The sequence below is a fragment of the Pseudoflavonifractor capillosus genome, assembly GCF_016902575.1.
GTDB lineage: Bacteria > Bacillota > Clostridia > Oscillospirales > Oscillospiraceae > Enterenecus > Enterenecus capillosus_A.
Genome location: NZ_JACSNZ010000005.1, coordinates 104,814 through 130,247 on the forward strand (window position 1 = coordinate 104,814; position 25,434 = coordinate 130,247).

The 25,434-nt window shown below is 56.7% G+C and carries 23 protein-coding genes and 2 tRNA genes; 12 read left to right on the forward strand and 13 right to left on the reverse strand.

From position 1 onward, the window contains the following. Nucleotides 1-2: 2 nt before the first annotated feature. The 11 genes from trmD to H9X86_RS03590 all read left to right on the forward strand — a co-directional run bounded on the left by trmD (nucleotide 3) and on the right by H9X86_RS03590 (nucleotide 9,725). Nucleotides 3-1,193: a tRNA (guanosine(37)-N1)-methyltransferase TrmD gene (gene trmD / locus H9X86_RS12860; protein WP_346011428.1), complete on the forward strand. Its 1,191-nt coding sequence runs from the start codon at nucleotides 3-5 to the stop codon at nucleotides 1,191-1,193. Nucleotides 1,194-1,211: 18 nt separating this feature from the next. Next, complete coding sequence (locus H9X86_RS03545) at nucleotides 1,212-2,027, forward strand: acetate and sugar kinases/Hsc70/actin family protein (RefSeq protein WP_204900203.1); 816 nt, start codon at nucleotides 1,212-1,214, stop codon at nucleotides 2,025-2,027. Then, nucleotides 2,018-2,875 (forward strand): 16S rRNA (adenine(1518)-N(6)/adenine(1519)-N(6))-dimethyltransferase RsmA, encoded by an 858-nt coding sequence (rsmA, locus tag H9X86_RS03550; protein ID WP_204900204.1) that lies wholly within the window; start codon nucleotides 2,018-2,020, stop codon nucleotides 2,873-2,875. Before H9X86_RS03545 ends, rsmA begins: the two co-directional genes overlap by 10 nt. Nucleotides 2,876-2,958: 83 nt before the next feature. Next, nucleotides 2,959-3,699: an N-acetylmuramoyl-L-alanine amidase gene (locus tag H9X86_RS03555; RefSeq protein WP_204900205.1), complete on the forward strand. Its 741-nt coding sequence runs from the start codon at nucleotides 2,959-2,961 to the stop codon at nucleotides 3,697-3,699. Between the two features lie 429 nt (nucleotides 3,700-4,128). Further along, a tRNA-Thr gene (locus H9X86_RS03560) sits at nucleotides 4,129-4,204 on the forward strand. Between the two features lie 11 nt (nucleotides 4,205-4,215). After that, a tRNA-Arg gene (locus tag H9X86_RS03565) sits at nucleotides 4,216-4,292 on the forward strand. A 330-nt stretch (nucleotides 4,293-4,622) separates the two neighbouring features. Beyond that, complete coding sequence (locus tag H9X86_RS03570; protein WP_346011429.1) at nucleotides 4,623-5,909, forward strand: dihydroorotase; 1,287 nt, start codon at nucleotides 4,623-4,625, stop codon at nucleotides 5,907-5,909. Between the two features lie 3 nt (nucleotides 5,910-5,912). Continuing rightward, entirely contained in the window at nucleotides 5,913-6,836 is a 924-nt protein-coding gene (pyrF, locus tag H9X86_RS03575) for an orotidine-5'-phosphate decarboxylase (protein ID WP_204900207.1), read from the forward strand. A 22-nt stretch (nucleotides 6,837-6,858) separates the two neighbouring features. After that, nucleotides 6,859-7,629: a dihydroorotate dehydrogenase electron transfer subunit gene (locus H9X86_RS03580; protein ID WP_204900208.1), complete on the forward strand. Its 771-nt coding sequence runs from the start codon at nucleotides 6,859-6,861 to the stop codon at nucleotides 7,627-7,629. Next, complete coding sequence (locus H9X86_RS03585; RefSeq protein ID WP_204900209.1) at nucleotides 7,622-8,539, forward strand: dihydroorotate dehydrogenase; 918 nt, start codon at nucleotides 7,622-7,624, stop codon at nucleotides 8,537-8,539. Before H9X86_RS03580 ends, H9X86_RS03585 begins: the two co-directional genes overlap by 8 nt. Nucleotides 8,540-8,567: 28 nt before the next feature. Beyond that, nucleotides 8,568-9,725 carry a bifunctional histidine phosphatase family protein/GNAT family N-acetyltransferase gene (locus H9X86_RS03590; protein WP_204900210.1) on the forward strand — a complete coding sequence of 386 codons (1,158 nt, stop codon included), beginning with the start codon at nucleotides 8,568-8,570 and terminating at the stop codon, nucleotides 9,723-9,725. Nucleotides 9,726-10,067: 342 nt separating this feature from the next. On the opposite strand, the gene H9X86_RS03595 is transcribed toward H9X86_RS03590, so the two are convergent. After that, nucleotides 10,068-10,448, reverse strand: coding sequence for a hypothetical protein (locus H9X86_RS03595; RefSeq protein WP_204900211.1), 381 nt, complete (start codon nucleotides 10,446-10,448; stop codon nucleotides 10,068-10,070). A 142-nt stretch (nucleotides 10,449-10,590) separates the two neighbouring features. On the opposite strand from H9X86_RS03595, the gene rbr reads away from it, so the two are divergent. After that, complete coding sequence (gene rbr, locus H9X86_RS03600) at nucleotides 10,591-11,124, forward strand: rubrerythrin (protein ID WP_204900212.1); 534 nt, start codon at nucleotides 10,591-10,593, stop codon at nucleotides 11,122-11,124. Nucleotides 11,125-11,191: 67 nt separating this feature from the next. Here the strand turns inward: rbr and rsfS are convergent, their stop codons facing one another. The 12 genes from rsfS to H9X86_RS03660 all read right to left on the reverse strand — a co-directional run bounded on the left by rsfS (nucleotide 11,192) and on the right by H9X86_RS03660 (nucleotide 25,246). Beyond that, a complete protein-coding gene (gene rsfS / locus H9X86_RS03605) occupies nucleotides 11,192-11,542 on the reverse strand; it encodes a ribosome silencing factor (protein WP_243416819.1) in 351 nt (116 codons plus the stop codon). A 45-nt stretch (nucleotides 11,543-11,587) separates the two neighbouring features. After that, nucleotides 11,588-12,787, reverse strand: coding sequence for a nicotinate (nicotinamide) nucleotide adenylyltransferase (nadD, locus tag H9X86_RS03610; RefSeq protein WP_204900214.1), 1,200 nt, complete (start codon nucleotides 12,785-12,787; stop codon nucleotides 11,588-11,590). 44 nt (nucleotides 12,788-12,831) lie between these two features. Beyond that, complete coding sequence (gene yhbY, locus H9X86_RS03615; RefSeq protein WP_204900215.1) at nucleotides 12,832-13,137, reverse strand: ribosome assembly RNA-binding protein YhbY; 306 nt, start codon at nucleotides 13,135-13,137, stop codon at nucleotides 12,832-12,834. Nucleotides 13,138-13,150: 13 nt separating this feature from the next. Beyond that, nucleotides 13,151-13,741 carry an XTP/dITP diphosphatase gene (locus tag H9X86_RS03620; protein ID WP_204900216.1) on the reverse strand — a complete coding sequence of 197 codons (591 nt, stop codon included), beginning with the start codon at nucleotides 13,739-13,741 and terminating at the stop codon, nucleotides 13,151-13,153. Continuing rightward, nucleotides 13,738-14,460 (reverse strand): ribonuclease PH, encoded by a 723-nt coding sequence (rph, locus tag H9X86_RS03625; protein ID WP_204900217.1) that lies wholly within the window; start codon nucleotides 14,458-14,460, stop codon nucleotides 13,738-13,740. Before rph ends, H9X86_RS03620 begins: the two co-directional genes overlap by 4 nt. Before the next feature lie 18 nt (nucleotides 14,461-14,478). Then, nucleotides 14,479-14,685: a hypothetical protein gene (locus H9X86_RS03630; RefSeq protein ID WP_204900218.1), complete on the reverse strand. Its 207-nt coding sequence runs from the start codon at nucleotides 14,683-14,685 to the stop codon at nucleotides 14,479-14,481. After that, nucleotides 14,685-15,551, reverse strand: coding sequence for a signal recognition particle-docking protein FtsY (ftsY, locus tag H9X86_RS03635; protein WP_204900219.1), 867 nt, complete (start codon nucleotides 15,549-15,551; stop codon nucleotides 14,685-14,687). Before ftsY ends, H9X86_RS03630 begins: the two co-directional genes overlap by 1 nt. A gap of 22 nt (nucleotides 15,552-15,573) precedes the next feature. Beyond that, nucleotides 15,574-19,146, reverse strand: coding sequence for a chromosome segregation protein SMC (smc, locus tag H9X86_RS03640; RefSeq protein WP_510186721.1), 3,573 nt, complete (start codon nucleotides 19,144-19,146; stop codon nucleotides 15,574-15,576). Between the two features lie 165 nt (nucleotides 19,147-19,311). Continuing rightward, nucleotides 19,312-20,538, reverse strand: coding sequence for an aspartate kinase (locus tag H9X86_RS03645; RefSeq protein WP_204900220.1), 1,227 nt, complete (start codon nucleotides 20,536-20,538; stop codon nucleotides 19,312-19,314). A gap of 57 nt (nucleotides 20,539-20,595) precedes the next feature. Continuing rightward, nucleotides 20,596-21,810 carry a homoserine dehydrogenase gene (locus H9X86_RS03650; protein WP_204900230.1) on the reverse strand — a complete coding sequence of 405 codons (1,215 nt, stop codon included), beginning with the start codon at nucleotides 21,808-21,810 and terminating at the stop codon, nucleotides 20,596-20,598. 22 nt (nucleotides 21,811-21,832) lie between these two features. Next, nucleotides 21,833-22,273: an ACT domain-containing protein gene (locus tag H9X86_RS03655; RefSeq protein WP_204900221.1), complete on the reverse strand. Its 441-nt coding sequence runs from the start codon at nucleotides 22,271-22,273 to the stop codon at nucleotides 21,833-21,835. Nucleotides 22,274-22,495: 222 nt separating this feature from the next. After that, nucleotides 22,496-25,246, reverse strand: coding sequence for a transglycosylase domain-containing protein (locus H9X86_RS03660; protein WP_204900222.1), 2,751 nt, complete (start codon nucleotides 25,244-25,246; stop codon nucleotides 22,496-22,498). Between the last annotated feature and the right edge of the window lie 188 nt (nucleotides 25,247-25,434).

Sequence of the window (25,434 nt, forward strand, 5' to 3'; positions counted from 1 at the left end):
GCGTGTATCACATTGATATCATGACCCTGTTCCCCGACACCGTGGGGGATGTACTCAGCGAATCCATTTTGGGTCGGGCTCAGGAGCGGGACTACATCCGCATTCTCACCCACCAAATTCGAGACTACACCAAAAATAAGCAAAAGCAGGTGGACGACTATCCCTACGGGGGCGGCCAGGGTGCCGTGATGCAGGCAGACCCTCTCTACCAGTGCTGGAGTCACATTTGCCAGCAGCATGAGACCAAGCCCCACACCATCTATCTCTCCCCCTGCGGCAAAACCTTTACCCAGGAAGATGCCCGACGGCTGGCCCGGGAACATGACCATCTGATCTTGGTCTGTGGCCACTACGAGGGAATCGACCAGCGATTCATTGACGGCTATGTGGACGAGGAGATCTCCCTGGGCGACTTTGTGCTCACCGGCGGTGAAATAGCCGCCATGGCTGTGGCAGACGCCGTATGCCGCCTCATCCCCGGAGTGCTCTCCCATGACGCCTGTTTTGAGGACGAGAGCCACTGGAACGGGATGTTGGAATATCCCCAATACTCTCGTCCCGCTCAGTGGCACGGCATGGAAGTACCAAAGGTGCTTACCTGCGGCGATCACAAAAAAGTGGAGCGGTGGCGGCGCAAGCAATCCATCATCCGTACCCGGGACCGCCGTCCGGATCTGTACGCCAAGTTGGATCTATCCTCCAAAGAGGATCAGAAGCTGCTATCCGAAATTCAGGCCGAAGAGCTGCAAAAGCCTCTTCCCCACCCCGTCTCCTGCTCTCCTGCCTCCCCAGAGGACTGGAATGCAATTTCCTGGCCCCACACCACGCCTATGCCAGAACACAGCTACATCGTGTGGCACGGCACCCAGGCCGCTGCTTGCATTTCCCTGACTCCCATAAGCGCAGATGATGACCTTGGCATTCAGGACGGCAAATGGTCTGCCCAGGAGCCCAGTCTGCTTCTTTCCCTTCACGGGCAAGATCCATCCCTGATTCACACCAATTTGGTGAACAAGCTGCTGAAACAGGCCGAAACGCTAGGCCAGCAGGCGGGGATGCCCTGGCTGCGCATGGCTGTCAGCAAGAAGGACAAGGAACTGCTGGCCCATATGAAAGCCATGAATTTTCAGTATCGGGGAAATCTGGAGCGCCAAGGCGCACGCCAGGTGGCCTACGAGCTTCGTCTAAAATAAAAAAGCGAGGTGCCTGCCATGATTTTGGGCATAGATGCCGGAACCAGCGCTGTTAAATTGGCAGTTCTGGACGGCGAGACCATCTGCGCCACCTACTACCAGCCCAACCGAATTGACACCGCCCATACCCTTCGTCTGGCCTTGGAACGCTCTGGGATTCTATCCCTTCCCATCTCACATGTGGCCCTCACGGGACTCAACAGCACCCGATGTGGGGCAGAATCTATGAAATTGCCCCAATGCACCGTCTCTGAACTGGACGCTATTGGATGCGGGGGATGCTTCCTGTCAGGGAAGGACAATGCCCTGGTGGTCAATATGGGCACCGGAACCACCTTTGTTCTGGCACAAAATGGGCGGTACACACATCTGGGTGGCACGGGGATCGGCGGCGGCACTCTCATGGGACTGGGCCGTGGACTGCTGGGAGTCAACACCCCGGATGAACTGTTCCAACTGGCAGACCACGGTGACGTCGGCCAGGTAGACCTGCGCATTGGGGATTTGTTTGCAGGGTCTGAGACCCTGGATCCTACCCTCACCTCCTCAAATCTGGCCAAGGCCTCTCCTGGCTCCACCCAGGCTGACTGGGCAGCGGGACTGTTGAATTTGGTCTTGGAGTGCACCGGCACCATGGCTATGCTGGCCTGCGGTGCTCACCAGGTGTCCGACGTGGTACTGCTGGGCGCTCTCACCCAGCTGCCCCAGGCAAAGGAACGTTTCCAGGTCTTCACTCAGTTTTACCGCCCCAACTACTTCATCGCCCCCCAGGCCGATTGCGCCACCGCCATCGGCACAGCCCTGCTGGCAAAGGAGAACGACACATGGATCTGACCAATTTATCTGACATTAAAGCGCTGCTGGCCCGACACGGCTTTCACTTTTCCAAGTCCATGGGCCAAAACTTTCTCATTGAAAGCTGGGTGCCCCGGGACATTGCCCATAGCGCTCAGCTGGACAACACCTGCGGTGTTTTGGAAATTGGCCCCGGCATCGGCCCCCTCACCGTTCAACTGGCCCAGCAAGCGGCCAAAGTGGTTTCCGTGGAGCTGGACAAGTCTCTGCTGCCCATTTTGGAGGAAACCGTAGGGGGCTTTGGAAACGTAGAGATCGTCCCCGGGGATGTGATGAAACTGAACATTCCCCAGCTGGTGGAGGAGAAGTTCCAGGGACTTACTCCTATGGCCTGCGCCAATCTGCCCTACAATATCACCACCCCTGTCATCACATTGCTGCTGGAGAGCGGCTGCTTCCGTAGGGTGACTGTGATGATCCAGCGGGAGGTGGCCAAGCGCATCTGTGCCCAGCCCGGCACTTCGGACTTTGGCGCTTTCTCCCTGTTCTGTCAGTACCACGCCCACTGCGAATATCTCTTTGAGGTGCCTGCCCAGTGCTTCCTCCCCGCCCCCAAGGTGACTTCTGCGGTGATCGGCATGACTCTGCGAGACACTGCCCCTGTGGATTGTCCGCCCAAGCAGCTTTTTGCCGTCATTCGGGCCGCCTTTGCCCAGCGAAGAAAGACCTTGCTCAACGCCCTCTCCTCTGCCTATGGCAGCCAGCTGAGCAAAGATCAGCTGCGGGAAATTCTAACCCTGTGCGACTTTCCCGAGACCGTCCGTGGAGAGCAGCTGGGGCTGGAGGAGTTCTCTGGTCTTGCTCAGACTCTCTATTCCCATATGTGAAACCAGCCCTTCCCGGCAGAAGCTCCGGGAAGGGCTGTCACTTTGCACCAAAGGGCATACACTGGGTTGAAGGAGGTATTATTATGCCAATCATTTATCTATCTCCCTCCACCCAGGAGAGTAATCTATACGTCAACGGCGGCAGCGAAGAGGAATGGATGAACCGTCTTGCAGATGCCATGGTGCCATACCTAGACGCCACAGGCATCCGATATTCCCGCAACACCCCCGATATGACCGCTGCATCTTCGATTCGGGCATCCAACGCAGGCAACTATGATCTGCATCTGGCCCTCCACTCCAATGCCTCACCGCCGGGACAGGAGGGTCAAAATCGGGGCGTGTTGGTGTTCCACTATCCCGGCAGCGTTCAGGGCACCAAAGCCGCCAACATCATGGCCGATCAACTCAAAGAAATCTATCCCCTCCCCCAACTGGTTCGGGCCGAGCCCACCACCTCCATTGGAGAAGTCCGACTCACCCGCGCCCCATCTGTTTTCTTGGAGCTTGGCTACCATGACAACCTGGACGACGCTGTGTGGGTACAGACCAACCTGGATCTTATCGCCCAAACCATTGTCAGGGCCTTGGCCGAGTACTTCCAGATTCCCTTTCTCACCCCCAATGAGCCAAGACAAGGGGTCGTGGATGTAAACTGGGGCTACCTCAACATCCGTTCCCGCCCCTCTCTCTCAGCTCCCGTCATCGCAAAAGCCTATGACGGGGCCACCCTCACCATCCTCAACCAGTGGCAGGACTGGTATCTGGTCTCCTTTGATGGGACAGAAGGCTATGCAAGCGCAGATTTCATCACCTTGGTGTGAGATACAACCCCCAAACTCCGAAATTCCATGGGAACATATCTGGGTTTCCATCTCCGACCCTGACCAGGCCATGCCAGCCTGGAGCCTCCTGCAAACTCTGGCCCGCAAGCCGGTTTCACCTGTTCCCCCGCCTCCACAAGACAGCATCTGAGTTATTCATAATTATTTCAAAATTTCTTCAAAGAATGTCCAACTACCCAATGAGAAATATGGTATTCTAACATTGTCAGAAATGACAACTCCTCCCTCTCTCTTTTGAAAACCATGCCCCCTCCGTCTTTCTTTGATGGAGGGGGCAACTTTTACTCACATCTGCTATTTCTTTGGATCTCGCTAATTTTCAAAATTAGGACTTGACATTCTGCGACACTCATGTTAGAATAAGCAAGCTTTTGAGCCTCGCCTCTGCCACGAAGGCATGACAGGAATGCTGGTGTAGCTCAGTTGGTAGAGCAGCTGATTCGTAATCAGCAGGTCGCGTGTTCAAGTCACGTCACCAGCTCCAAAAGTTTATATGCGGCTGTAGCTCAGCTGGATAGAGTGTTTGGCTACGAACCAAAAGGTCGGGGGTTCGAATCCCTCCAGCCGTACCAAAATAAAAGCACCTGCAAAAGCAGGTGTTTTTATTTTGGGGCGCAGGTTCATTTCAATGCTCGGTGGAAGTCAATTCCGCCTGCGCCAAGGTTTTCGCCCCTGGCGAAAACACTTGTACGGCGCATAAGCGCCGCCCCACCGTGTGGGGCCCCATGTCTTACTGGCACCTATACTGTTTCCATCATGCAAAAATCGACAAGCAGCGTCAGATGCCTGTCGATTTTTTGTCGTTTTTTATTGTTTTTTTGCAATTTATAATTGCACCACTGTTGTCTTTCATGTATAATAGTACGAATATATTTACACGACTTGTTAAGGTCTTAGGAGTGATGAATTTGAAACTACTGGTGAAAGGTGGACACGTGGTGGATCCCTCCTCTGGTTTGGATCAGATCTGCGATGTTCTTGTGGACAGCGGCCGCATCGCCGCCGTAGGAGAGTCCCTGCCCACACCAGAAGATAACTGCTCGGTGCTGGACGCCAGTGGCCTGGTGGTTGCCCCCGGCCTGGTAGACCTCCATGTGCATTTGAGAGAGCCGGGATTTGAAGACAAAGAGACCATCGCCACCGGATGCGCTGCTGCTGCCCGGGGCGGCGTGACCACCCTGGTGGCCATGCCCAATACCCGTCCTGCCACCGACTGCCCGGAAATGGTAGCTCAGGTGAAAGAAAAAGCCGCCCGCACCGGTATCACCGTCTACCCCGCTGCAGCTGTCACCCAGGGTCAAAAGGGCGAAGCCCTCACCGACTTCCACGCCCTCTGGGAGGCTGGTGTTCCCGCCCTCACCGATGATGGAGTGCCCGTGCAGAACTTGGCCCTTCTGCGCCAGGCCATGCAGCAAGCCCGTACCTTGGGCATGCCCATTCTGGATCACTGCGAGGATCGGGACATGGTGCGCAACTATGCGGTCAACGAGGGTGCTGTTTCCCGACAGTTGGGCCTGCCCGGCCGTCCTGCCATTGCGGAAGAATTGCAGGTCATGCGGGATGTGATGCTGTCCAAGGACACCGGAGCCCGGGTCCATATCTGCCACATCTCCACCGCCGGCACCGTGGACATCATCCGCAAAGCTAAGGCTGATGGTGTGGCGGTCACTTGCGAGACCTGCCCCCAATACTTTACCCTCACTGAGGAGGAGATCCTTCGCCAGGGCACCATGGCCCGGGTCAATCCCCCCCTGAGAACCGAGGCGGACAGAGCCGCCATTTTGGAGGGTCTGAAAGACGGCACCATTGATGCCATCGTCACTGACCACGCCCCCCACTGCGCCTGGGAGAAGGCCCAGCCCCTGGAGAAGGCACCCAGCGGCATGGTGGGCCTGGAGACCTCTCTGGGACTGGCCCTGACCTACCTTTACCACGCCGGTCACATGAGCTTGATGGAAGTCATCAACCGCATGAGCACAGCCCCTGCTTCCCTGCTGCGCCTGCCCAAAGGCTCCCTTCAGGTTGGGCGTCACGCCGACCTGGTTCTCTTCGATCCCAACCGGGTGTGGACTGTAAACAAAGAGGATTTCGCCTCCAAGGGCCGCAACACCCCCTTCCATGGCTTCCAGCTCAAAGGTAAAGTCAAATATACCATTTCCATGGGTCAGATCATATATCAGGAGGATTAAGCTATGTCATTCGATATTTTGCAGGAGAAGATCAAGGAAAAAGCAAACCCCACCGTGGCTGGTCTGGATGCCCGGGTGGAGTATGTGCCCCCTCACATTCTGAAAAAGTACACCGACCGTCTGGGCGAGACCCTGGAGGCCGCCGCTGAGGCCATCGGTGAGTTTGACCGTGGTCTCATTGACGCCCTGTGCGACGTCGTCCCCGCCGTCAAGCCCCAGGCCGCATACTTTGAGATGCTGGGCTGGCGTGGTATGAAGGTCATGGAGGACGTGATGGCCTATGCCAAGAGCAAGGGGCTGTATGTCATTGCTGATATCAAGCGCGGCGACATTGGCACCACCGCCACCGCCTATGCTGAAGGCTGGCTGGGTACCACCCAGGTAGGCAGCAGCGCTCTGCCCTCCTTCAACGCAGACTGTGTGACCCTCAACGGCTACATGGGCTCCGATGCCATCAATCCCTTCCTCAAGGAGTGCGTGGCTCACAACAAGTCTGCCTTCGTCCTGGCTAAGACCTCTAACCCCTCCTCTGCTGATCTCCAGGACATGATGGCTGGCGATCGTGTGATTTATACTGTCATGGGTGACCTCATCGAGCAGTGGGGCAAGGGCACCGAGGGTAGCTGCGGCTATCAGGCTCTGGGCGCTGTGGTTGGCGCCACCCACCCCGCCGTACTCAAGGAGCTGCGTGAGCGCCTGCCCAAGACCTTCTTCCTGGTTCCCGGCTATGGCGCCCAGGGCGGTACCGCCGAGGACGTGCGCAACGCTTTCGATGATCTGGGTCGAGGCGCCATCATCAATGCCTCTCGTTCCATCATGTGCGCCTGGAAAAAAACCGGCAAAGACGGCGTAGACTACCAGGAAGCTGCTCGTGCTGCCGCTGAGAAGATGCGAGACGAGCTGAAAGAGTATATCACCGTGCGCTAAATCAAGAGAGAGGGAGAACACTATGACTGTTGAACAAAGCTGCACCATCGTGGAAGCTGTCCAGCTTCCCTCCGGCGGCGTGTCCATGACCTTCCAAAGCCACGGCATGGCCGCTCAGATCACCCGTCCCGGCCAGTTTGTCCACGTGCGCTGTGGAGAGGGCCTGCTGTTGCGCCGCCCCATTTCCATCTGCAGCTGGTCTGTGGACGGCGATCTGATCCGCATGGTCTTTGAAGCCCGAGGTGAGGGCACCCGCTGGCTGGCTCAGCGCCAGGTGGGCGAAAATCTGGATGTACTGGGCCCCTTGGGCCGTGGTTTCCAGATGGAGCCCCAGGGCCGGTACCTGCTGGTAGGCGGCGGCATCGGCGTGCCCCCCATGCTGGGCTGCGCCAAGCACGCCGGGGAGCGCAACACCGCCATTTTGGGCTTCCGCTCCGCTGCCAATGCCATGCTGGTAGAGGAGTTCGCCACTTGCTGTGAGCAGGTGCGGGTAGCCACTGACGATGGCAGCATGGGCCACCACGGCTTTGTGGACGCCCTGGTGCGTGAGGAGTTGGAGCGCAGCTCCGATTATACCGCCGTGCTGGCCTGTGGCCCCAAGCCCATGCTCCGCTCTGTGGCTAAGGTGGCCGAGACTTTTGGCATCCCCTGCCAGGTCTCCATGGAGGAGCGCATGGGCTGTGGTGTAGGCGCTTGTCTGGTGTGTGCCTGTAAGGGCGCTGATGGCCATCAGAAGCATGTTTGTAAGGACGGCCCTGTATTCGATGCCAAGGAGGTGTCCTGGGATGACTAACCCCTGCATGAAAGTCAATTTGGCCGGTGTGGAGCTGAAAAACCCTGTGGTGGTTGCCTCCGGTACCTTCGGGTTTGGCCGTGAGTACGGTCAGTTCTATGATCTGTCTGAGTTGGGCGGCATTTGTGTCAAGGGCCTCACTGCCCAGCGTCGGGAGGGCAACCCCGCCCCCCGCATTGCCGAAACCCCCATGGGCATTCTCAACTCCGTGGGCCTGCAAAACCCCGGTGTGGACACTTTTATAGCCGAAGAACTGCCCTTCCTGCGTCAGTATGATGTGAAGGTCATTGCCAACATCTCGGGCAACACCCCGGAAGAGTATGGTGAAATGTGCGAAAAGCTGTCTGCTGCTGGCGTGGACATGATTGAGGTGAACATCTCCTGCCCCAACGTCAAGGCAGGCGGTCTGGCCTACGGCACCAAGCCTGAACTGGCCGCTGAGGTCACTCACATGGCCAAGTCCCATTCCACCGTTCCGGTGATGGTAAAGCTCTCCCCCAACGTCACCGACATCACCGAGATCGCTCGGGCCGTGGCTGATGCCGGAGCAGATGCGCTCTCCCTCATCAACACCCTGCGAGGCATGCGCATTGACACCAACACCCGCCGTCCCATTTTGAAGATGAACACCGGCGGTCTGTCCGGCCCTGCCGTGCTTCCTGTGGCCGTGCGCATGGTGTGGGAAGTTGCCCAGGCTGTGAATCTGCCCATTCTGGGCATGGGCGGCGTGTCTAAGGCCGACGACGCTGCCCAGCTGATGCTGGCTGGTGCCAATGCCGTGGCCGTAGGCACCGCCTGTTTTGCTGACCCCTACACCCCTGTCAAGGTGCGTGACGGATTGCTGGAGCTGGCTCGTACCCAGGGCTTGGACTCCATCGCCCAACTCACCGGCGGCGTACGCCCCTGGTAATTGCCCCACGAAAGAAGAGAACAACGTCATGACCACAATTTATCTCATACGGCACGCCCAGGCAGAGGGTAATCTATATCGTCGCTGTCACGGATGGTACGATGGAAAGCTCACAGCTCTTGGCAACCGTCAGGTGCAGGCTCTGGCCACCCGCTTTGAAGGTGTCACCATTGATGCCGCCTACTCCAGCGACCTGACCCGCACCATGGAGACATCCAAGGCCGTCTGTCTCTCCCGGGGGCTGCCCCTGTGCCTGGATACAGATCTGCGTGAGATCGGTGCAGGCTGCTGGGAGGATCGCAGCTGGGGTGATTTGCTTCACGCCGATCCGGAAAATCTACGAAAGTTTTTTCTCTGCGACCCTCAGTGGCATGTGGATGGAAGCGAGACCTTCCCCGGTGTACGGGAACGGATGATGTGCGCCATTACCAGCATCGCCGCCTCCCACCCCAACCAGACCGTGGCCATCTTCTCCCACGGCAGTGCCATACGCGCCGCCCTGTCCGGCTGGCTGGGTGTTCCACTGGAAAAGATGGGAACTATGGCTCTGGGTGACAACACATGTGTAGCAAAGCTGGAGGTTCAGGGCGAACAGGTTCGGGTAGACTATTACAACGACAACAGCCATCTGGGTGACCTGGCCAACCGCATTCACCCCAAGAATAACTCCGGTGTCGATATGTTGGAGAATCTGAAACACACCTCCCTGCGTTTCCGTCCCCTGCAGCTGCCCCAGGAGACTGAGTTTTACCAGCAAGCCCGGCAGGAGGCATGGCTGACCAGCCACGGAACTATGGAACATTTCACGCCTGATACTTTTCTGGATGTTATGTGCCGCAATTCCGAGTATGCCCCTGAGAGTGTACTGTTGGCTCTTTTGGAAGATCGTCCCGTGGGTATTCTCCAAATGGACTGGCAGCAGCAGGCCGAAGAAGGGGTGGGCCGCATCCCCTTCTTCTATGTACTCCCTCCCTACCGTTCCCACGGTCTGGGAATTCAGATGCTGGGGCAGGCCATCTCCTCTTATCGAAAGCTGGGCCGCAAGCGACTGTTGCTGCGCTGTGCCCCGGAAAACCATCGGGCCAAAAACTTTTATCTCCGCCATGAGTTTCACAAAATTGGCGAGGAGCCCGGAGGCACCGGTGTTCTGGACACCATGGAAAAGTGTATCTGTTACGAAGAATAACCGTGCAGCGGCCAAGGATTTCCCTTGGCCGCTGCTGAGCGTGTCGAAAAAGTTCGACACGCTTCTCAAAAATGCAAGCATTTTTTCGAGAGGATACAGCCCGCTGCATGCACCCTTGGGTCAAAGAGCGACCCAAGGCCACACTGGCGGGCTGAGAAGTGTTTTTTCCGATGCGCATGTCCCCGGAAAAAACGGGATTTCAATTTATTTTCCCGCCTGGGGGCGGGAAAACTCTGCCGAGGGCTTTCCCCGTGCAAGATGGTCAGGACTTCCTGTATGATGTTTATGTTTCTAGACAGTCTGTGCAGCGGCCAAGGATTCCCCTTGGCCGCTGCTTTTTTATCAGTTCGCAGACTGAGAAACCTCATCCTTCATGCGGGTCATCTCATCTTGTGCCTGATCCGCTGCATCTTCCATGCCACGCTTTACATCATCTACACCGCGCTCAACGTCGTCCTCCACTTGGTCGACCCCATTCTCCACGTCCTGTTTGACGTCCTCCATATCATCTTCCACCCGTTCATCCAGGTCCGGGGTGGCATCCGGCGTGCCGTCGTTATTTTTGTCGTTGGTTCCCCCGGCTCCTCCGCCCTGATCAGCATCATTGGGTACCTCAACGGACGGGCTGGGCGAGGGTGTCACTTCCACAGGACTTCTGGAACACCCGGTAAACATCAATGCGGTCAAAACGGACAATACTACAATGGATAATCTGTGTTTCATATCCTCACACTCCTTCTGATGATAGTAGAAGTATGAGTCAAAATTAAAAAAATAATTAAACATTTTTTCTTGCCTCAAATGCTGTGACGTAGTATGATAAAGGCAAGCTCATATCATGAGCATTACAAAAGGAGGTACTACCATGGAACTCAAGGGAAGCAAGACTGAAGCCAACCTGTGGGCTGCATTTGCCGGTGAGAGCCAAGCTCGCAACAAGTACACTTACTTTGCCAGCAAGGCCAAGAAGGAAGGGTACGAGCAGATCGCCGCTATGTTTGAGGAGACCGCCGGGAACGAGAAGGAGCACGCCAAGATCTGGTTCAAGGAGCTTGGCGGCATCGGAAACACCCGTGAGAACCTGAAGGCTGCTGCCGAGGGTGAGAATTATGAGTGGGTGACCATGTACAAGGAGATGGCCGAGACCGCCCGTGAGGAGGGTTTTGACCGCATCGCCGCTCTGTTTGAGGGTGTGGCCGTCATCGAAAAGCAGCACGAGGAGCGCTACCTGAAGCTGCTGGCCAACCTGGAAAATGACATGGTCTTCTCCGCTGGTGAGCAGACTGTGTGGATTTGCCGCAACTGTGGCCACGTCCATGTGGGCAACGACGCCCCCGTGGTCTGCCCTGTGTGCGCTCATCCCCAGGCATATTTTGAGCGCCGGGCTATCAACTACTAATCTGATATTGAATTTTACAAAAAACCACCGTGTCTTACAAGACACGGTGGTTTTTTTCTTCCACGGATCAATTCTCCGGCTTGATTAGATACTCTTCCAGGCCCACCTGGGTGGCATCCGACCACAGACGCTCCAGAGCATAGAATTCCCGGGCCTCCTCGGTAAACACATGCACCACCACGGCGGAATAGTCCAGCAGCGTCCACTGGCCACCCCGGTGGCCCTCCACGTGATGAGGCTCCTCCCCAGAACGAGTCATGGCATCCTCCACAGCGTCTGCCAAAGCCTTCACTTGTGTGCTGGAAGTACCTGTGCACAGAACAAAGTAGTCTGCCAGGGTCGTCTGGTCGGCGGTATAAAGCACCTTGATATCCTTACCCTTCTTAGCGTCCAGAGCCTGAACTGCCACAGCGATCATTTCCTTGGATGTTAACAATGCTAGTTCCCCTTTCATGGTCACCCGTCACGGGTGTTTGGTTTTCATTTCGTTTTTCAGCCAGTGATAGGCATCCAGAGTATTGGCATGGATGGGCTGATTTCGCTCCTGCATGTCCTCCATGGACATCTCCACTCCCATCAGCATAGCCGCCTTCAAATCCTGATAGGCCAGAGTCCGCATCTCCTCCACCCCGTCAAAGTCACGGTTTGGCTCGATATAGTCCGCCATATACAGGATCATCTCTTCCAGCGTCATATCTGCCCGCCCAGTGGTGTGGTATGAGATGGCCTGGCACACAATAGGCTCCTGCCCGAACACATGCTGAGCCAGCGCTGCACCGCTTTTGGAGTGAAGCAGCTTCACTGCACCCCGCTCCATATCGTCCAGCGCCAAACCGTATCGGTCACAGATTTGCAGATGCTCTTCCAAAGTAAAATACTTGGTGCAATCGTGGAGAATACCTGCCCGGCGCATTTGATCCTCGTCGGCACCCCATCGGGCAGCCAGAGAGACAGCCTCCTCCTCCGTGCCCTTAATGTGGGCCAGCCGCTTGGCTTTGACCATGGAGTTGGACACACAACGCAGATCCTCCACCGATAGGTTGGCCAAATCTGCATGGGTATGGTAGAGCTTTTCCCGCAGGATATATCCATATACCGGCTGGGACAGAAAGTCTCGCCCCTCACCCCGAGTCAACATATCCCGGATCTGGGTCGATGAAACCTCCAGCAAATCGGGAATGGGGATGATACGGATGTTTGCCTGATATCGACGGCTCAATTCTCTTTGATGCGCCTCACACCGCTCCACATCCTGGGCCGTGCGGGCAAAGGCACAAATCCCCACCATCTCCATGATCCGCTCTGGTTGATACCATTCCTCCAGTGTAAGGAACATATCTGACCCCATGAGCAGCCACAGTTCATCCTGGGGCCATCGGACTTTCGCCTGTTCCAGTGTGTGCACCGTGTAGCTTTTGCCTGCCCTGGCAATCTCCACGTCCCATGTCTCCACCTGCGGCCCCAGCTGGTCAGCAGCCAAGGCCGTCATGGTCATGCGCTGCTGGGGAGTGGGACTGCCCGGTGGAAGCTGCTTGTGGGGTGGCTGACTGTTGGGCACCAGCACCAGCCGGTCCAAGCCCAGGCTGGTCATGGCGGCCCTGGCCGCAGCCATATGCCCCAAATGGGGAGGATTGAAGCTTCCACCGTAAATGCCGATTTTCATCTTGACACCCCGTTCCTTTCCCTCTGGATAATATCTGCCAAAGATTACTTCACCAACTTGATGCGCTTGTCCTTCTCTTTGCTGTGGGTCTCACGATAGAGCACAAACTTGGTACCGATGACCTGCACTACCTGGCTCCGAGTGGCACGGGCCAACTCCTCTGCCCCTTCCCGGGGGGAGAGCATACAGTTTTCCAGCACCTTGCCCTTGATGAGCTCCCGAGCCTCCAGTGCCTCATCCGCCTGGCGGATGAGGTTATCTCCAATACCATCCTTACCGATGTGGAGAATGGTGTCAATGTTGTTAGCCAGCCCACGCAGCTGAGCTCTCTGCTTACTTGTCAAATCCATATTTGAACTCCTTTTACTTGTTTAGGTACTCTTGCAGCTTCTCCCGAAACAGGGCCAGGGCTTTCCCTCGATGGGAGATCTCATTTTTCTCCTCCGCCGTCAGCTGGGCAAAGGTCTTTTTCCGCTGGGGCAGGAAGAACACCGGGTCATACCCGAATCCCCCCTGTCCCTGGGGTGCATAGGCGATGGTGCCCTCACACTCTCCCCGGGCTGTAAGCACGTCGCCGTTGGGGAAGCAGCAGGTGATCACCGAGACGAACCGGGCGGTGCGGGGGCTCTGTCCCCGCAGGTTCTCCAGCAAGAGCCGATAGCGCCCTGCATCGTCCAGGCCAGGCCCGCCGTATCGGGCGGAGTACACCCCAGGGGCACCGCCCAGGGCATCCACACACAGCCCAGAGTCGTCGGCAATGGCAGGCATCCCTGTGGCCTCCATCACCGCATGAGCCTTGAGCAGAGAATTGGCCTCGAAGGTGTCCCCTGTCTCCTCCACATCCACATGTACCCCCAGCTGGGACTGGAGACATACCTCAATGCCCAGGTTGGAGAGAATATCATTCATCTCTTTGAGCTTCTTCTCATTTTGGCTGGCCAGTACCAGTTTCATTTCAATCCCTCCAGAATCTCCTTTTGACGCTGGATGAGCTCACCAATGCCCTTTTGGCACAAAGCCACCAACTGCTGCTGTTCAGCCAAGGTAAATGCCCGGCCCTCGCCGGTACCTTGCAGCTCCACCAAGGCCCCCTCCTCGTTCATGACACAGTTCAGGTCCACCATGGCGGAGGAGTCCTCCTCATAACACAGATCCAGCATGGGCACATCGTCCACGATGCCGGCGGAAATAGCAGCCACATAGTGCTTCACCGGAGAAACAGGGAGCACGCCGTCCTTCACCAGCTTGTTGCAGGCCATGGCCAAGGCCAAAAAGCCGCCGGTCACACTGGCGGTTCGGGTTCCGCCATCTCCTTGCAGTACATCACAGTCTACGGTAATGGTCATGTCCGGCAGCATCGTCAGATCCACCGCCGCCCGCAGGGAGCGGCCAATGAGTCGCTGGATCTCGGCAGAACGGGGAGACAGCTTCAGCTTGGATACGTCCCGCCGGGAACGCTCCCGGTTGGCCCGGGGCAGCATGGAATATTCCGCTGTCACCCAACCAGTGCCCTCAGGGACATGGCGGGGTGCTGTCATCTCCACGCTGGCGCAGCACAGCACCTTGGTGTTGCCGCAGCTGACCAGTACACTTCCCTCAGGGAACTTCACAAAATTAGTTTCAAATTGAATGTCTCTCAGCTGATCCACAGCTCTTCCATCCAAACGAGTCATGTTCATTCCTCCTTACATTTATCCAGCAAGGCCCAGGGCCACCACCTGGCACAAAGCCGCTGCAACCCCCAGCACCGCCAGGACAATTCCCACGATGCGGGCTGTCCTCACCGACTGCTCGGGGACGTCCTTGCGTCCCATTCGCCGCTGCAAATAGGGCCGTGGATTGACGGCATACCAGACGCCGTATACCACAACCAAAAGGCTTACAATCATCCAAACCATTACAACAGCGCCTCCACAAACGCCTTGGCATCAAAGGGCTGCAGATCGCCCACCTGCTCACCCACGCCCACATACTTCACGGGTACACCCAGCTCCTTGGCAATGGCAATGACAATGCCACCCTTGGCGGTGCCGTCCAGCTTGGTGAGCACGATGCCGGTGATACCTGCGCTCTCTCCAAATTGCTTGGCCTGAATGAGCCCGTTTTGGCCTGTGGTGGCGTCCAGCACCAGAAGGGTCTCCCGGCTGGAGTCAGGGCATTCCCGGTCGATGACTCGAGAAATCTTATTCAGCTCATTCATCAGGTTCTGCTTGTTGTGTAGTCGTCCGGCGGTATCTACCAGCACCACGTCGGCCTTTCTAGCCTTGGCAGCGCTCATGGCGTCATACACCACGGCAGCGGGATCTGCACCCTCGTGCTGCTTGATGATATCCACCCCAGCCCGCTCAGACCAGATGGTCAGCTGATCGGCTGCAGCAGCTCGGAAGGTATCTCCCGCACACAACAGCACCCGCTTTCCTTCTCCCTTCCACCGGGCAGCCAGCTTACCAATAGAGGTGGTCTTGCCCACACCGTTGACGCCGATAAACAGCACCACAGCAGGGGTGCTGCTCATATTCACGTTGGAATCACCCACCATGAGCAGCTCTGCCAGAATCTCCTTCATGCACGCCTTGGCCCCTTCGGTGTCCTTGATTTTGTTACGCTTACACCGCTGCTTCAGCTCTTCCACAGCCTCCATGGTGGTCTCCGCACCCATGTCTGCCATCACCAGAGACTCCTCCAACTCGTCGTAAAAGTCATCATCCAGCTGGGAAAAGCCGTTAAAGATACCGATCTTCTTAATTTTATCAAAAAAGCCCATATTGTCTCTCCTCTGCTCTTGGTTAATCCTTCAGGTCCAACGTCTGCTCCATCTCATTGAGGTTGACCGTGAGAATGCGGCTGACCCCCTGCTCCTGCATGGTCACACCATACAATACATCTGCCTCCTCCATGGTGCCTCGGCGATGGGAGATGGCAATAAACTGGGTTCGGTCACTCATGCGGCGCAGATACTGGGCATAGCGCACCACGTTGGCATCGTCCAGTGCCGCTTCGATCTCGTCCATGACACAAAATGGGGTGGGTCGAACCTTCAAAATGGCAAAGTACAGAGCAATGGCCACAAAGGCCTTTTCGCCACCAGAGAGCAGGCTGATGATTTTTAACGCCTTTCCCGGCGGCTGTGCCTTGATCTCAATGCCGCAGCCCAGAATATCTTCCGGGTCCTCCAGCTCCAGAGTGGCCTTTCCACCCCGGAACAGCTCCAGAAAGGTCTCCTGGAAGGTTTCCCGGATCTGCTGGAATTTTTCCTGGAAGATCTCCTTCATCTCCCCGGTGATCTGGCGGATGATCTCCTCCAGCTCCCGCTTAGATGCAGTGACATCGTCCCGCTGACCCGTCAGGTAGCTGTACCGCTCATAGATGCGCTGGTACTCCTCCACTGCGTCCGGGTTAATGCTGCCCAGGGCGGAAATGCTCCGTTTCAGCTCGCCGATACGCCGCTGTGCCCGAGCCACTGACTCCAGCGCCACCCGCTGAGCACGAGCCGCCTCATGAGAGAGCTGATAACTCTCCCACAGCTTGTCCAGGATCTGGCTCTCCTCCATGGCTGCCGCCATGGACTTCTGCTCCAGCACTGAGACCTCCCGCTCCATAGACAGCAGGTCATTGTTTTTCTCCCGGGCCAACTTGTCGACTTGATTGCGCTTTCCTTCCAGCTCCAGCTTGTCCCGGTTGACCCCAGTGAGTTTGCGGGAAGATTCCTCTTTTTGCCCCAGCAGCGCCTGTACCTGCCTGTCCTGCTGGATCATCTGCTGCTGGATCTGTTGGTTCTCCTCCTCCAGCCTGGCAATCATATCCTGACGGCCTGCGGTGTCCCCGGAGATGTCCCGCTGCAGCTGCTCGAGCTGACTGAGGTTGGCCTGCATGGCAGTCTGTTCTCCCTCTAACCCCGCAAACTGGGCCCGGAGGGCGGCTTTTTCCTGGCTGCACGCATCCAGCTGCTGCTGCAAGGTACTCTGACCCTGACTTTTATCCTGGGACTGGGCCTGGAGATCCGCTGCCGCTCCTTCCAGCTGTGCGATTCGTGCCTTGGCCTGGGCAGCAGCCTCCATATTCTCCTGGCTGCGCCGCTCCAGCCCACTGCGCTCCTGGCGCAGCGCCTCGCAGCGCTGCTGGGCCTGCGTCAACTGCTGGGCAGCGTGCTCTACCTGCTGAGAGTAGGTCAGCACCCCATCCTCTGCCTGACGCAGCTGGGCCATGGCGGCATCCAGCTCATACTGGGCCGCAGTCTGCTCCCGCTGGGCCTGGGCCAGTTGTTCTTTGGCCCCCGCCGCCTCCTGGGTCAGGGCGTTCATCTGCCCTCTCAGCCGCTCCAACTCATTGGTACGGGAGAGGATCCCCGCCGAGCGGGAGGTAGATCCGCCGGTCATGGAGCCTCCTGCATTGAGCACCTGGCCGTCCAGGGTGACGATGCGGAACCGATGCCCATACCGGCGGGCCATAGCCATGGCTTGATCCAAGTTCTGGGCGATCACGATGCGCCCCAACAGGTTGGACATCACATTGCGGTAATCCTGATGGTATTCGATCAGTTCGTTGGCCATCCCCACGTAACCGGGCTGATCCTCCAGCCCGCTCTCTCGCAGGCTACCCGGGCGAATGGTATTCATGGGCAGGAAAGTGGCCCGCCCGCCATCCCGGCGTTTGAGCCAGCCAATGGCCTGTTTGGCATCCTGATCCCGCTCCACCACCATGTGCTGCATGGCCCCACCCAGGGCAATTTCAATGGCTACTGCGTAGGCATCCGGAACGTGGATCAGTCCCGCCACCGGGCCACGTATGCCGGACAAATTCCCCCGCTTGGCCTCCCCCATCAGCAGCTTCACCGATTTGGAATATCCCTCGTAGAGTTTTTCCATCTCAGAGAGCATATGGATCCGTGATTGCAGGTTATTTTGTTCCATTTCCAGGCGCCGGAACGCCTCCTGGGCCTGCTGGGCTTTGCGCTGACGGGTTTGCAGGCGCATCTGGTAGCCCGATACAGTGTTGGAAATGCTGTCCCGTTCTGTCTCCAGCTGGACCAGCTGCTCTTTTCTCCTCTCCTGCTCCTGTTCCAGTTCTCGTTTCCGAGCCTCTTCTTCCAACAGTTCCCGGGAAATGCTCTCCTCCCGGTCCATCAGCTCCTGGCCCGCAGCGGATAGAGCAGACAGCAACGCCTTGGCCTCTCCGGCAGATGCCTGTTCCAGACGCTCCCGCTCCCGCAGTTGGGCCAGCTCTTCATCCAGACACCCCACTGAGTCCATGAGGTGCCTGCTCTTCTCCTCCAGCCCGTCCAACTGAGTCTGAAGTCGAGCCATCTCTTCTTCCACCTGGGTCAGTCGCTGCCTGCGCTGAGCCACCTGCTGGGCCAAGGAGCCTGCCCGCCCCGCCTGCTGCTCCAACTCATCCTGGATGCGGCGGATATTCTCGGTGTTGTTTTTTTGATCCCTGCGCAACAGCTCCAACTGACTCTGTCCCTGGTGCACTTGCTGCTCCAAGTCGCTCTGAGCCCGCCGGATCTCTTCAGCCTGCACCTCTTGCTGCTGCATCTGGTGGGCGTAGTCCTCTGCCAGCTGATACAGCCTGTCCAGCTCCCCACGCAACGCCTCTCTCTGGGACGTGGCGGTGTCCAGCGCCGTTTTCAACTGGATGCCATTGGCTCTGAGCTGCTCCAGCTGCTCCAGCCACACGGAGATCTCCAGGCCACGCAGCTCATCCCGCATGACCAAATACTTTTTCGTCTTCTCCGCTTGAACCCGCAAAGGTTCCACTTGCAGCTCAAGTTCGTCGATTTTATCGTTGATACGAACCAGGTTTTCCTGGGTGCGCTCCAGCTTGCGCTCTGCCTCCTCCTTGCGGTGGCGGAACTTGGAGATGCCGGCTGCCTCCTCAAACACCTCACGCCGATCAGAACTTTTCACCGAGAGAATCTCGTCAATCTTACCCTGGCCGATGATGGAGTAGCCCTCACGGCCCAGGCCAGTGTCCATAAAAAGCTCATTGATATCCCGCAGGCGGCAGGAGCGGCGATTGATGTAGTATTCGCTCTCCCCGGAACGGTAGTATCGGCGTGTCACCGCCACTTCCTGCTCGTCCAGAGCCAGCAGATGCTGGCTGTTGTCCAGCACCAACGTCACCTCTGCAAAGCCCAGGCTCTTGCGCTTGGCCGTGCCGTCAAAAATGACGTCCTCCATCTTGTTGCCACGAAGTGTGCGGGTAGACTGCTCCCCCATCACCCACCGGATGGCATCAGCTATATTGGATTTTCCGGATCCGTTGGGCCCCACAATCACGGTGATATCGGCGCCGAAGGTCAGCACCGTCTTCTCCGGAAAAGACTTGAACCCTTGGATCTCCAATGCCTTCAAATACAATCCTTGCACCCCATTATTCCCGGCTCTGTGTTTCATTTCTCCCTGCGATACATCGCAAGGCAATACATGTTGATTGTATCATTATTTCCCCATAGTTGCAACCATTTCCCCCGTTTTTCCCCCAGCGCACAAAAGGGGCAGCCCCATGGGCCACCCCTTTTCGTATTATTGCGCACCGTTAAACTCGTCGTAGAACCGATCGTGCACCACCTGCACCGCCCGATCGGCATCATTGATGTCCACCAGAACGGACACTTTGATCTCACTGGTGGAAATCATATTGATGTTGATTCCTGCACTGAACAACGCCTCAAACATGGCTGCTGCCACACCGGGGTTGTTAATCATTCCTGCACCCACAATAGACACTTTGGCGATGTTGTCCGAGACATCGATGTGGTCGAAGGCAATCACCTCACGGTTATCCTCCAGCAGCTTGCGCGCCAAGTCCATGTCACTCTTGGCCACAGTAAAGCTGATGTCCTTGGTCTCGCTGCGGCCAATGGACTGAAGAATGATGTCCACGTTGACATTGTTCCGAGCCAGCAGAGAGAAAATCTTAAAGGCAATGCCCGGCGTATCTTCCAGGCCAACCAGGGCCAGACGGGCAATGTTCTTATCCTTGGCCACACCGCTGATATGAGACTTTTCCATGCGCTTGACTACCTCCTTGACTTTTGTACCAGGTGTACCGGAAAAGCTGGAGAGCACCTCCAGCTCCACATCATACCGTTTTGCCATCTCCACCGACCGGTTATGCAGGACCTGCGCCCCCAGCGTGGCCAGCTCCAGCATCTCCTGATAGGTGATCTCATCCAACTTACGGGCTGTGGGCACCATGCGAGGATCAGCCGTGTAGATGCCGTCCACATCCGTGTAGATCTGACACAGATCTGCATGGAGCACCGCAGCCAGCGCCACCGCCGAGGTATCCGAGCCGCCCCGGCCCAGGGTGGTGATATCCCCATATTTGTTGATCCCCTGGAAGCCGGTCACAATGACGATACGACGCTTATCCAGCTCTTCCAGAATGCGATCCGGCTTTACCCGCTTGATGCGGGCATTGGTGTAGCCGGAGTTGGTATGAAACCCTGCCTGCCACCCGGTGAGGGACACCACGGGGTACCCCATGTTCTCAATGGCCATGGCGCACAGGGCGCAGGAAATCTGCTCCCCGGTAGACAAAAGCATATCCATCTCCCGACGGGAGGGGGTGGGATTCAGCTCCAGGGCCTTTTCAATCAAATCGTCGGTGGTGTCACCCTGAGCTGACAGCACCACCACCACGCTATTTCCCTTCTGATATGTCTCCGTGATGATGCGGGCCACATTGCGCACCCGCTGGGCATCTGCCACGGAAGATCCTCCAAATTTTTGTACGATCAGTGCCATCACTCTCTCCATCCTTTCGGGCCGTGTCTCCGCCCCATTCTATGCCGAGTTTTCCGTTTAGTTGAGCACACGAATCAGGGACAGTACGGTCATCCCACGGAGCTTTTCCCTCAGCTGTGCCTCGGTCATGGCTTTTTCGGTGATTCCTGCCGCTTCTCCAGCCACAGCTCCGCTGCGGGCCAGCAGCTTCACCTCACCCACCTGACTGCGCAGGGCATCCGCAGACGCCTGGACCCGCACATAGAAGCGGCTGGCCAGTTCCTCCGTGCCACACACCAAGGCAGCATCTCCCTGCTCCCATGTGATGGGACTGCGATTCCCCTTGCTGCGGGCAATATCCATCACATCTGCCACCACAGCCGAGGCGGTGGGCAGCTTGCCGGCACCACGGCCATAGAACATCACATCGCCCACGGCATTGCCTCGGACAAACACCGCATTGAATACGTCGTCCACCCCGGCAATGGGGTGCCCTGCATCCACCAGATGGGGCGCCACATAGGCACACACCCGGCCGTCTGCCTGACGTACTGCACGACCCAACAGTTTGATCTTCTTCCCAGCCCCGTCGGCGTAGTCCACATCGGCCAGCGAGATCCCGGTGATACCCTCGGTGGGCACCAGCTGTGGATCCACGTTCTTTCCAAAGGCCAAATCAGCCAGAATACAAATCTTCCGGCAGGCGTCATAGCCCAAAATATCCGCCGACGGATCCCGCTCGGCGTAGCCGTTCTCCTGTGCCTCCTTCAGGGCAGCCTCAAAAGACAGTCCCGCCCCGATCATGCGGGTAAGGATATAGTTGGTGGTGCCGTTGAGAATGCCGCAGATTTCCTCCACCTGGTTGGCTGCCAGGCAGACCGTGAGGGGACGAATGATGGGAATACCGCCTCCCACACTGGCCTCAAAGAGGTAGCAAACACCCTTTTCCTGAGCCAGCCGGGTCAGCTCCAGACCGTGGCAGGCCACCAACTCCTTATTGGAGGTCACCACATGTTTCCCTGCCCGCAAGGCACGCTGCGTGAAGTTCAAAGCCACGGCAGCCCCGCCAATGGTCTCCACCACGATGGCGACCTCTTCATCCTCCTCGATGACGGAGAAGTCCTTCACAAACTTGCCCCCATAGGGAGAGCAGTCAAAATCCCGCACATCCAGAATGTACTTAACCTCTACCTGATCTCCCACACTGCGGGCAATGGAGTCTCTATTTTCATACAGCACCTGGGCCACGCCGGACCCCACCGTGCCATAGCCTAAAATCGCTACCTTTACCACGTCATTCACCTCATTATCATTTTTATCCGGCCAACACTTCACACCGCAGCACCTCCGGCAGTTCCCGCAATGTGGCCAATAAGTCTTCCAGTTCCATGCTCAATCCCGAGGTCTCCAGACCCAGAGTCACCGCCGCAGACTCCCCGCCGGGAATGGCCTGGTTGATGGTGAGCACATTACCTCCCCAATCAGCAAACATATTCAAAACGCCCGAAAGTGCTCCCGGCTGGTTGCGCAACAGAATCTGAATGGTGACAATCCGACCGTGAAGCATATCCCGAAAAGGACGTACAGCATCCTTATATTTGTAAAATGCACTCCGGCTGATGCCTACACGCTGTGTAGCCGCATTCACCGTCTGTACCTCCCCTGTCTCCAACATTCGCTTGGCATCTGCCACCTTCAAATAAATTTCCGGCAGAGCTGAAGCCTCTACGATGAAATACCTGGGTCTTTGCGACATAAATTTGATCCTCCCTTTCGCAGAGCACTTTGCTGATGTCTTCCTGTTGTGGTCTATTGTATCACACGGGCGGACAGATGGCAATTTGCTTTTTTATTATATTTTACACAAAATTAAACCATCTTATCGAAATGTTTCTGTATGAATAGTATGGGATGCAAAAAAATACTCCCCGGTTTTGAACCAGGGAGTATTTTTATACGAATGGGCAAACCAACCTCGTCAGTCTTCCGGCTCTTGCGCACTGCTGGGCTCCACGTCTGGGTCCTCACTGACAGTGGGATCGGGTGTGGTCATCGGGGCACTGGGTTGCACCGAGGGGGACGGGGACGGGGCTGCAACCGGTTCGGTGTGAATGGTACATGCCCCGTTATTTTCCATTCCGTCATAAATAGACATCAGTGCGTAGGTATCCAGGATCGTTGCTCCGTTTCCAGCAGCTTCCCGCTGGTGGTCCACCATATAAACCTGCTTCACCGACTCCTCCGGGCAATAAGGCCCGGCAATGTGGTAGGCACCTGTTTCCTTGCCATTTGCATTGAGAATGGGGCAAGCAGTACAGATGGACACAGGCACATGGCAGGTGCAGTGCTGGGTGGGCACATCGCTGCTGAGCAAGGTGAAGTTTTGGACTCGGCTGCCCCGGACATCCTGGGAGCAGCTTTCAGTGGCCAGCTTGCCGCAGTCCTTACAGATGCTCACACTCACCAGTCCGGCAGGCTCAGAGAAGGACTTCTGAGGCAGGTTCTCATGCACCCGGCTCATAACCTTCTGCCACAGCTTGGCGGAGGGGCTGGGCCACAAACCACCCACAGACTCGTTGTTGGGATAACCATTCCACACAGCGGCGGTGTAGTAGCTTGTGTAGCCCACAAACCACTGGTCCACAGCATTATCGGTAGTACCCGTCTTACCAGCCACAGTCTGGCCAGAGATACGGGCAGCGGTACCGGTACCATTGCTTACTACGTTGCTGAGCATCTGGTTGATATAATAGGTGGTGCGCTGGCTCAACACATACTCAGTCGTCGGTGTGTTGTCAATGAGCATCTCACCGTTGTGATCCTTTACGCTCAGATAGGTGGTGGCCTCTGTAAAGGCACCATTGCGGGGGAAGGTGGCGTATGCCGCCGCCATCTCAAACGTGGAGATACCGTCAGTCAGACCACCAATGGCCAGCTGGCTCATGCCCACGTCCGACTTGACCTCTCCGTTCTCCAGCACTCGCTCCTCCACCATGGTGGAAATGCCAAACGTCTCTGTCATATATTCAAAGGACTTCTGGGGCGTCAACATCTCCATAACGTTGGCAGAGATGGTGTTGATAGACTGAGTGACACCTTCCAGCACTGTTGTCAGACCACGATAGCGGTTGGGAGAGTTTTTCAGCCAGTAGGACCCCATCCACCGGGGCACATCGTCGGTGACGGTGACAGGTGTGATAAGCCCCTCCTCAAGGGCGGGAGCATAGACTGCCAAAGGCTTAATGGACGAACCGGGCTGACGCACGGTATCTGTGGCATAGCTCCAGCCTCGGTTGATGGTCTTCTCACCCACATCTCCCCCGATGGCCACCACATAGCCGGTGCTGTTGTCCACCACGGTAATGCCGGACTTCATTTTCTGTCCGCTGGGGGAGACATAGTTCAGGTTGCTGGCATCATTGTAAACTGCATCCACAGCTGCCTGGACATCTGGGTCGTAGGGTACCACGATCTGCAAGCCGCCGCTATACACCATCTTGGTTACCACCTCTTTGGAGAGGTGTGTCTGCTCCATCAAGTCCTTGATGACCTCATCAATGACCGCTTCCACATACCAGGAGTAGATGGTCTGGGTGCTGGTGTTGGCATTATGCTGAGCCTCTGTCTCTTCGTCCCAGTCGCTGCGGAACACCAGCTTCTGCTCCTTGGCTTCCTGGATCACTTGGGCATCATACACCTTGTCCCCCATGGTATCCGGGTCCGCCATCAGATTCAGAATGGTCTCTTGACGGCTCTTGTTGTAGTCCCGAGCCGTCCATACAGTCCCGTCGTCAAAGCTATTCTTCGCTCCACACTCGGAACACACATCGTCCTTTGTCAGGGAGTATTTCCCGCACTCAGAGCACTGATAACGAGTCACCTTCAACGTGGAGTAGGGGCTGTACAGGGAGGGGTTGTTGGTGATACCGGCCAGGCAGGCGCACTCGGCTAGAGACAGCTCAGACACATCCTTCCCGAAGTACACCTGTGCAGCAGACTGCACACCGTAGCAGCCCTGTCCCAGATAGATCTCGTTGAGATAGTAGGTAATGATGTCTTCCTTGGAATAGTTCTTCTCCATCTCCAGGGCGGTAAAGATCTCCAGGATCTTACGTTTGACGGTGACGTCATCGTACTCTGTGATGTTCTTCACCAGCTGCTGGGTCAGGGTGGAACCACCGAAGGTATTTCGCATACCGATGAACATATTCACGAAAGCGCCGGCCGTTCGGTACCAGTCCACGCCGTTATGCTCATAAAAGCGCTTGTCTTCCACCGCCACCACAGCGTTGATGAGGTCCTGGGGAATGTCTTCATAATCCACCCACTGGCGATTTTCCGCTCCCACCAGGGTCTGCAATTCCACCAACTCACCACTGTCATTGGGGTAGTAGATGACGGAGTTTTCATTTAAGGTATACGAAGACAGATCCAGGCTGGCCTCAGGAATGATGACCGACTTGATATACACTGCCGCATAGCAGGCCATAAAAGCTCCTGTCACGATGCCCAGCAGCAGAAGCGTTCCCACGACCTTGCCCACACGCAGGGCGATGGCAGACCACTGGGTCTGCTGTTTCTTGCCACCCGAGCCGCTGCCTTGCGCCTGCCCTGCTTTGTGCCGGGTGCGGCCAGCATGCTCTGTGCTGTGGTCCTGGGTCCGGGATGTGTCATGTCGACGCCTGGGCCTGCGCTCAGGTGAGGGCCGATGTTGATTCATCTCTGACATATTGGGTACCTCCGATGAATTGGGACGAATACTCGTCCATGTTATCTACCTTTTACTTGCTTCCAGTCCTAAAACTTCTGTCAATTCCCACTTTTTTCATCATATAGCTTGGATTTTTTTACGTTTTTTCAGAATCGACTCCAGGTATTATAGCACATTCCCCTCCAGTTGTCCACCCTCCCCCAGTC

Coding starts and splice junctions, on each gene's coding strand:
- H9X86_RS03580 (WP_204900208.1), top strand. CDS start 6,859: ATGACTGTTGAACAAAGCTGCACCATCGTGGAAGCTGTCCAGCTTCCC.
- yhbY (WP_204900215.1), bottom strand. CDS start 13,137: ATGGATTTGACAAGTAAGCAGAGAGCTCAGCTGCGTGGGCTGGCTAAC.
- H9X86_RS03555 (WP_204900205.1), top strand. CDS start 2,959: ATGCCAATCATTTATCTATCTCCCTCCACCCAGGAGAGTAATCTATAC.
- H9X86_RS03545 (WP_204900203.1), top strand. CDS start 1,212: ATGATTTTGGGCATAGATGCCGGAACCAGCGCTGTTAAATTGGCAGTT.
- rsmA (WP_204900204.1), top strand. CDS start 2,018: ATGGATCTGACCAATTTATCTGACATTAAAGCGCTGCTGGCCCGACAC.
- ftsY (WP_204900219.1), bottom strand. CDS start 15,551: ATGGGCTTTTTTGATAAAATTAAGAAGATCGGTATCTTTAACGGCTTT.
- H9X86_RS03620 (WP_204900216.1), bottom strand. CDS start 13,741: ATGAAACTGGTACTGGCCAGCCAAAATGAGAAGAAGCTCAAAGAGATG.
- H9X86_RS03655 (WP_204900221.1), bottom strand. CDS start 22,273: ATGTCGCAAAGACCCAGGTATTTCATCGTAGAGGCTTCAGCTCTGCCG.
- pyrF (WP_204900207.1), top strand. CDS start 5,913: ATGTCATTCGATATTTTGCAGGAGAAGATCAAGGAAAAAGCAAACCCC.
- rph (WP_204900217.1), bottom strand. CDS start 14,460: ATGACTCGTTTGGATGGAAGAGCTGTGGATCAGCTGAGAGACATTCAA.
- rsfS (WP_243416819.1), bottom strand. CDS start 11,542: ATGATCGCTGTGGCAGTTCAGGCTCTGGACGCTAAGAAGGGTAAGGAT.
- rbr (WP_204900212.1), top strand. CDS start 10,591: ATGGAACTCAAGGGAAGCAAGACTGAAGCCAACCTGTGGGCTGCATTT.
- nadD (WP_204900214.1), bottom strand. CDS start 12,787: ATGAAAATCGGCATTTACGGTGGAAGCTTCAATCCTCCCCATTTGGGG.
- H9X86_RS03570 (WP_346011429.1), top strand. CDS start 4,623: ATGAATTTGAAACTACTGGTGAAAGGTGGACACGTGGTGGATCCCTCC.
- H9X86_RS03590 (WP_204900210.1), top strand. CDS start 8,568: ATGACCACAATTTATCTCATACGGCACGCCCAGGCAGAGGGTAATCTA.
- H9X86_RS03595 (WP_204900211.1), bottom strand. CDS start 10,448: ATGAAACACAGATTATCCATTGTAGTATTGTCCGTTTTGACCGCATTG.
- H9X86_RS03660 (WP_204900222.1), bottom strand. CDS start 25,246: ATGTCAGAGATGAATCAACATCGGCCCTCACCTGAGCGCAGGCCCAGG.
- H9X86_RS03645 (WP_204900220.1), bottom strand. CDS start 20,538: ATGGCACTGATCGTACAAAAATTTGGAGGATCTTCCGTGGCAGATGCC.
- H9X86_RS03585 (WP_204900209.1), top strand. CDS start 7,622: ATGACTAACCCCTGCATGAAAGTCAATTTGGCCGGTGTGGAGCTGAAA.
- H9X86_RS03630 (WP_204900218.1), bottom strand. CDS start 14,685: ATGGTTTGGATGATTGTAAGCCTTTTGGTTGTGGTATACGGCGTCTGG.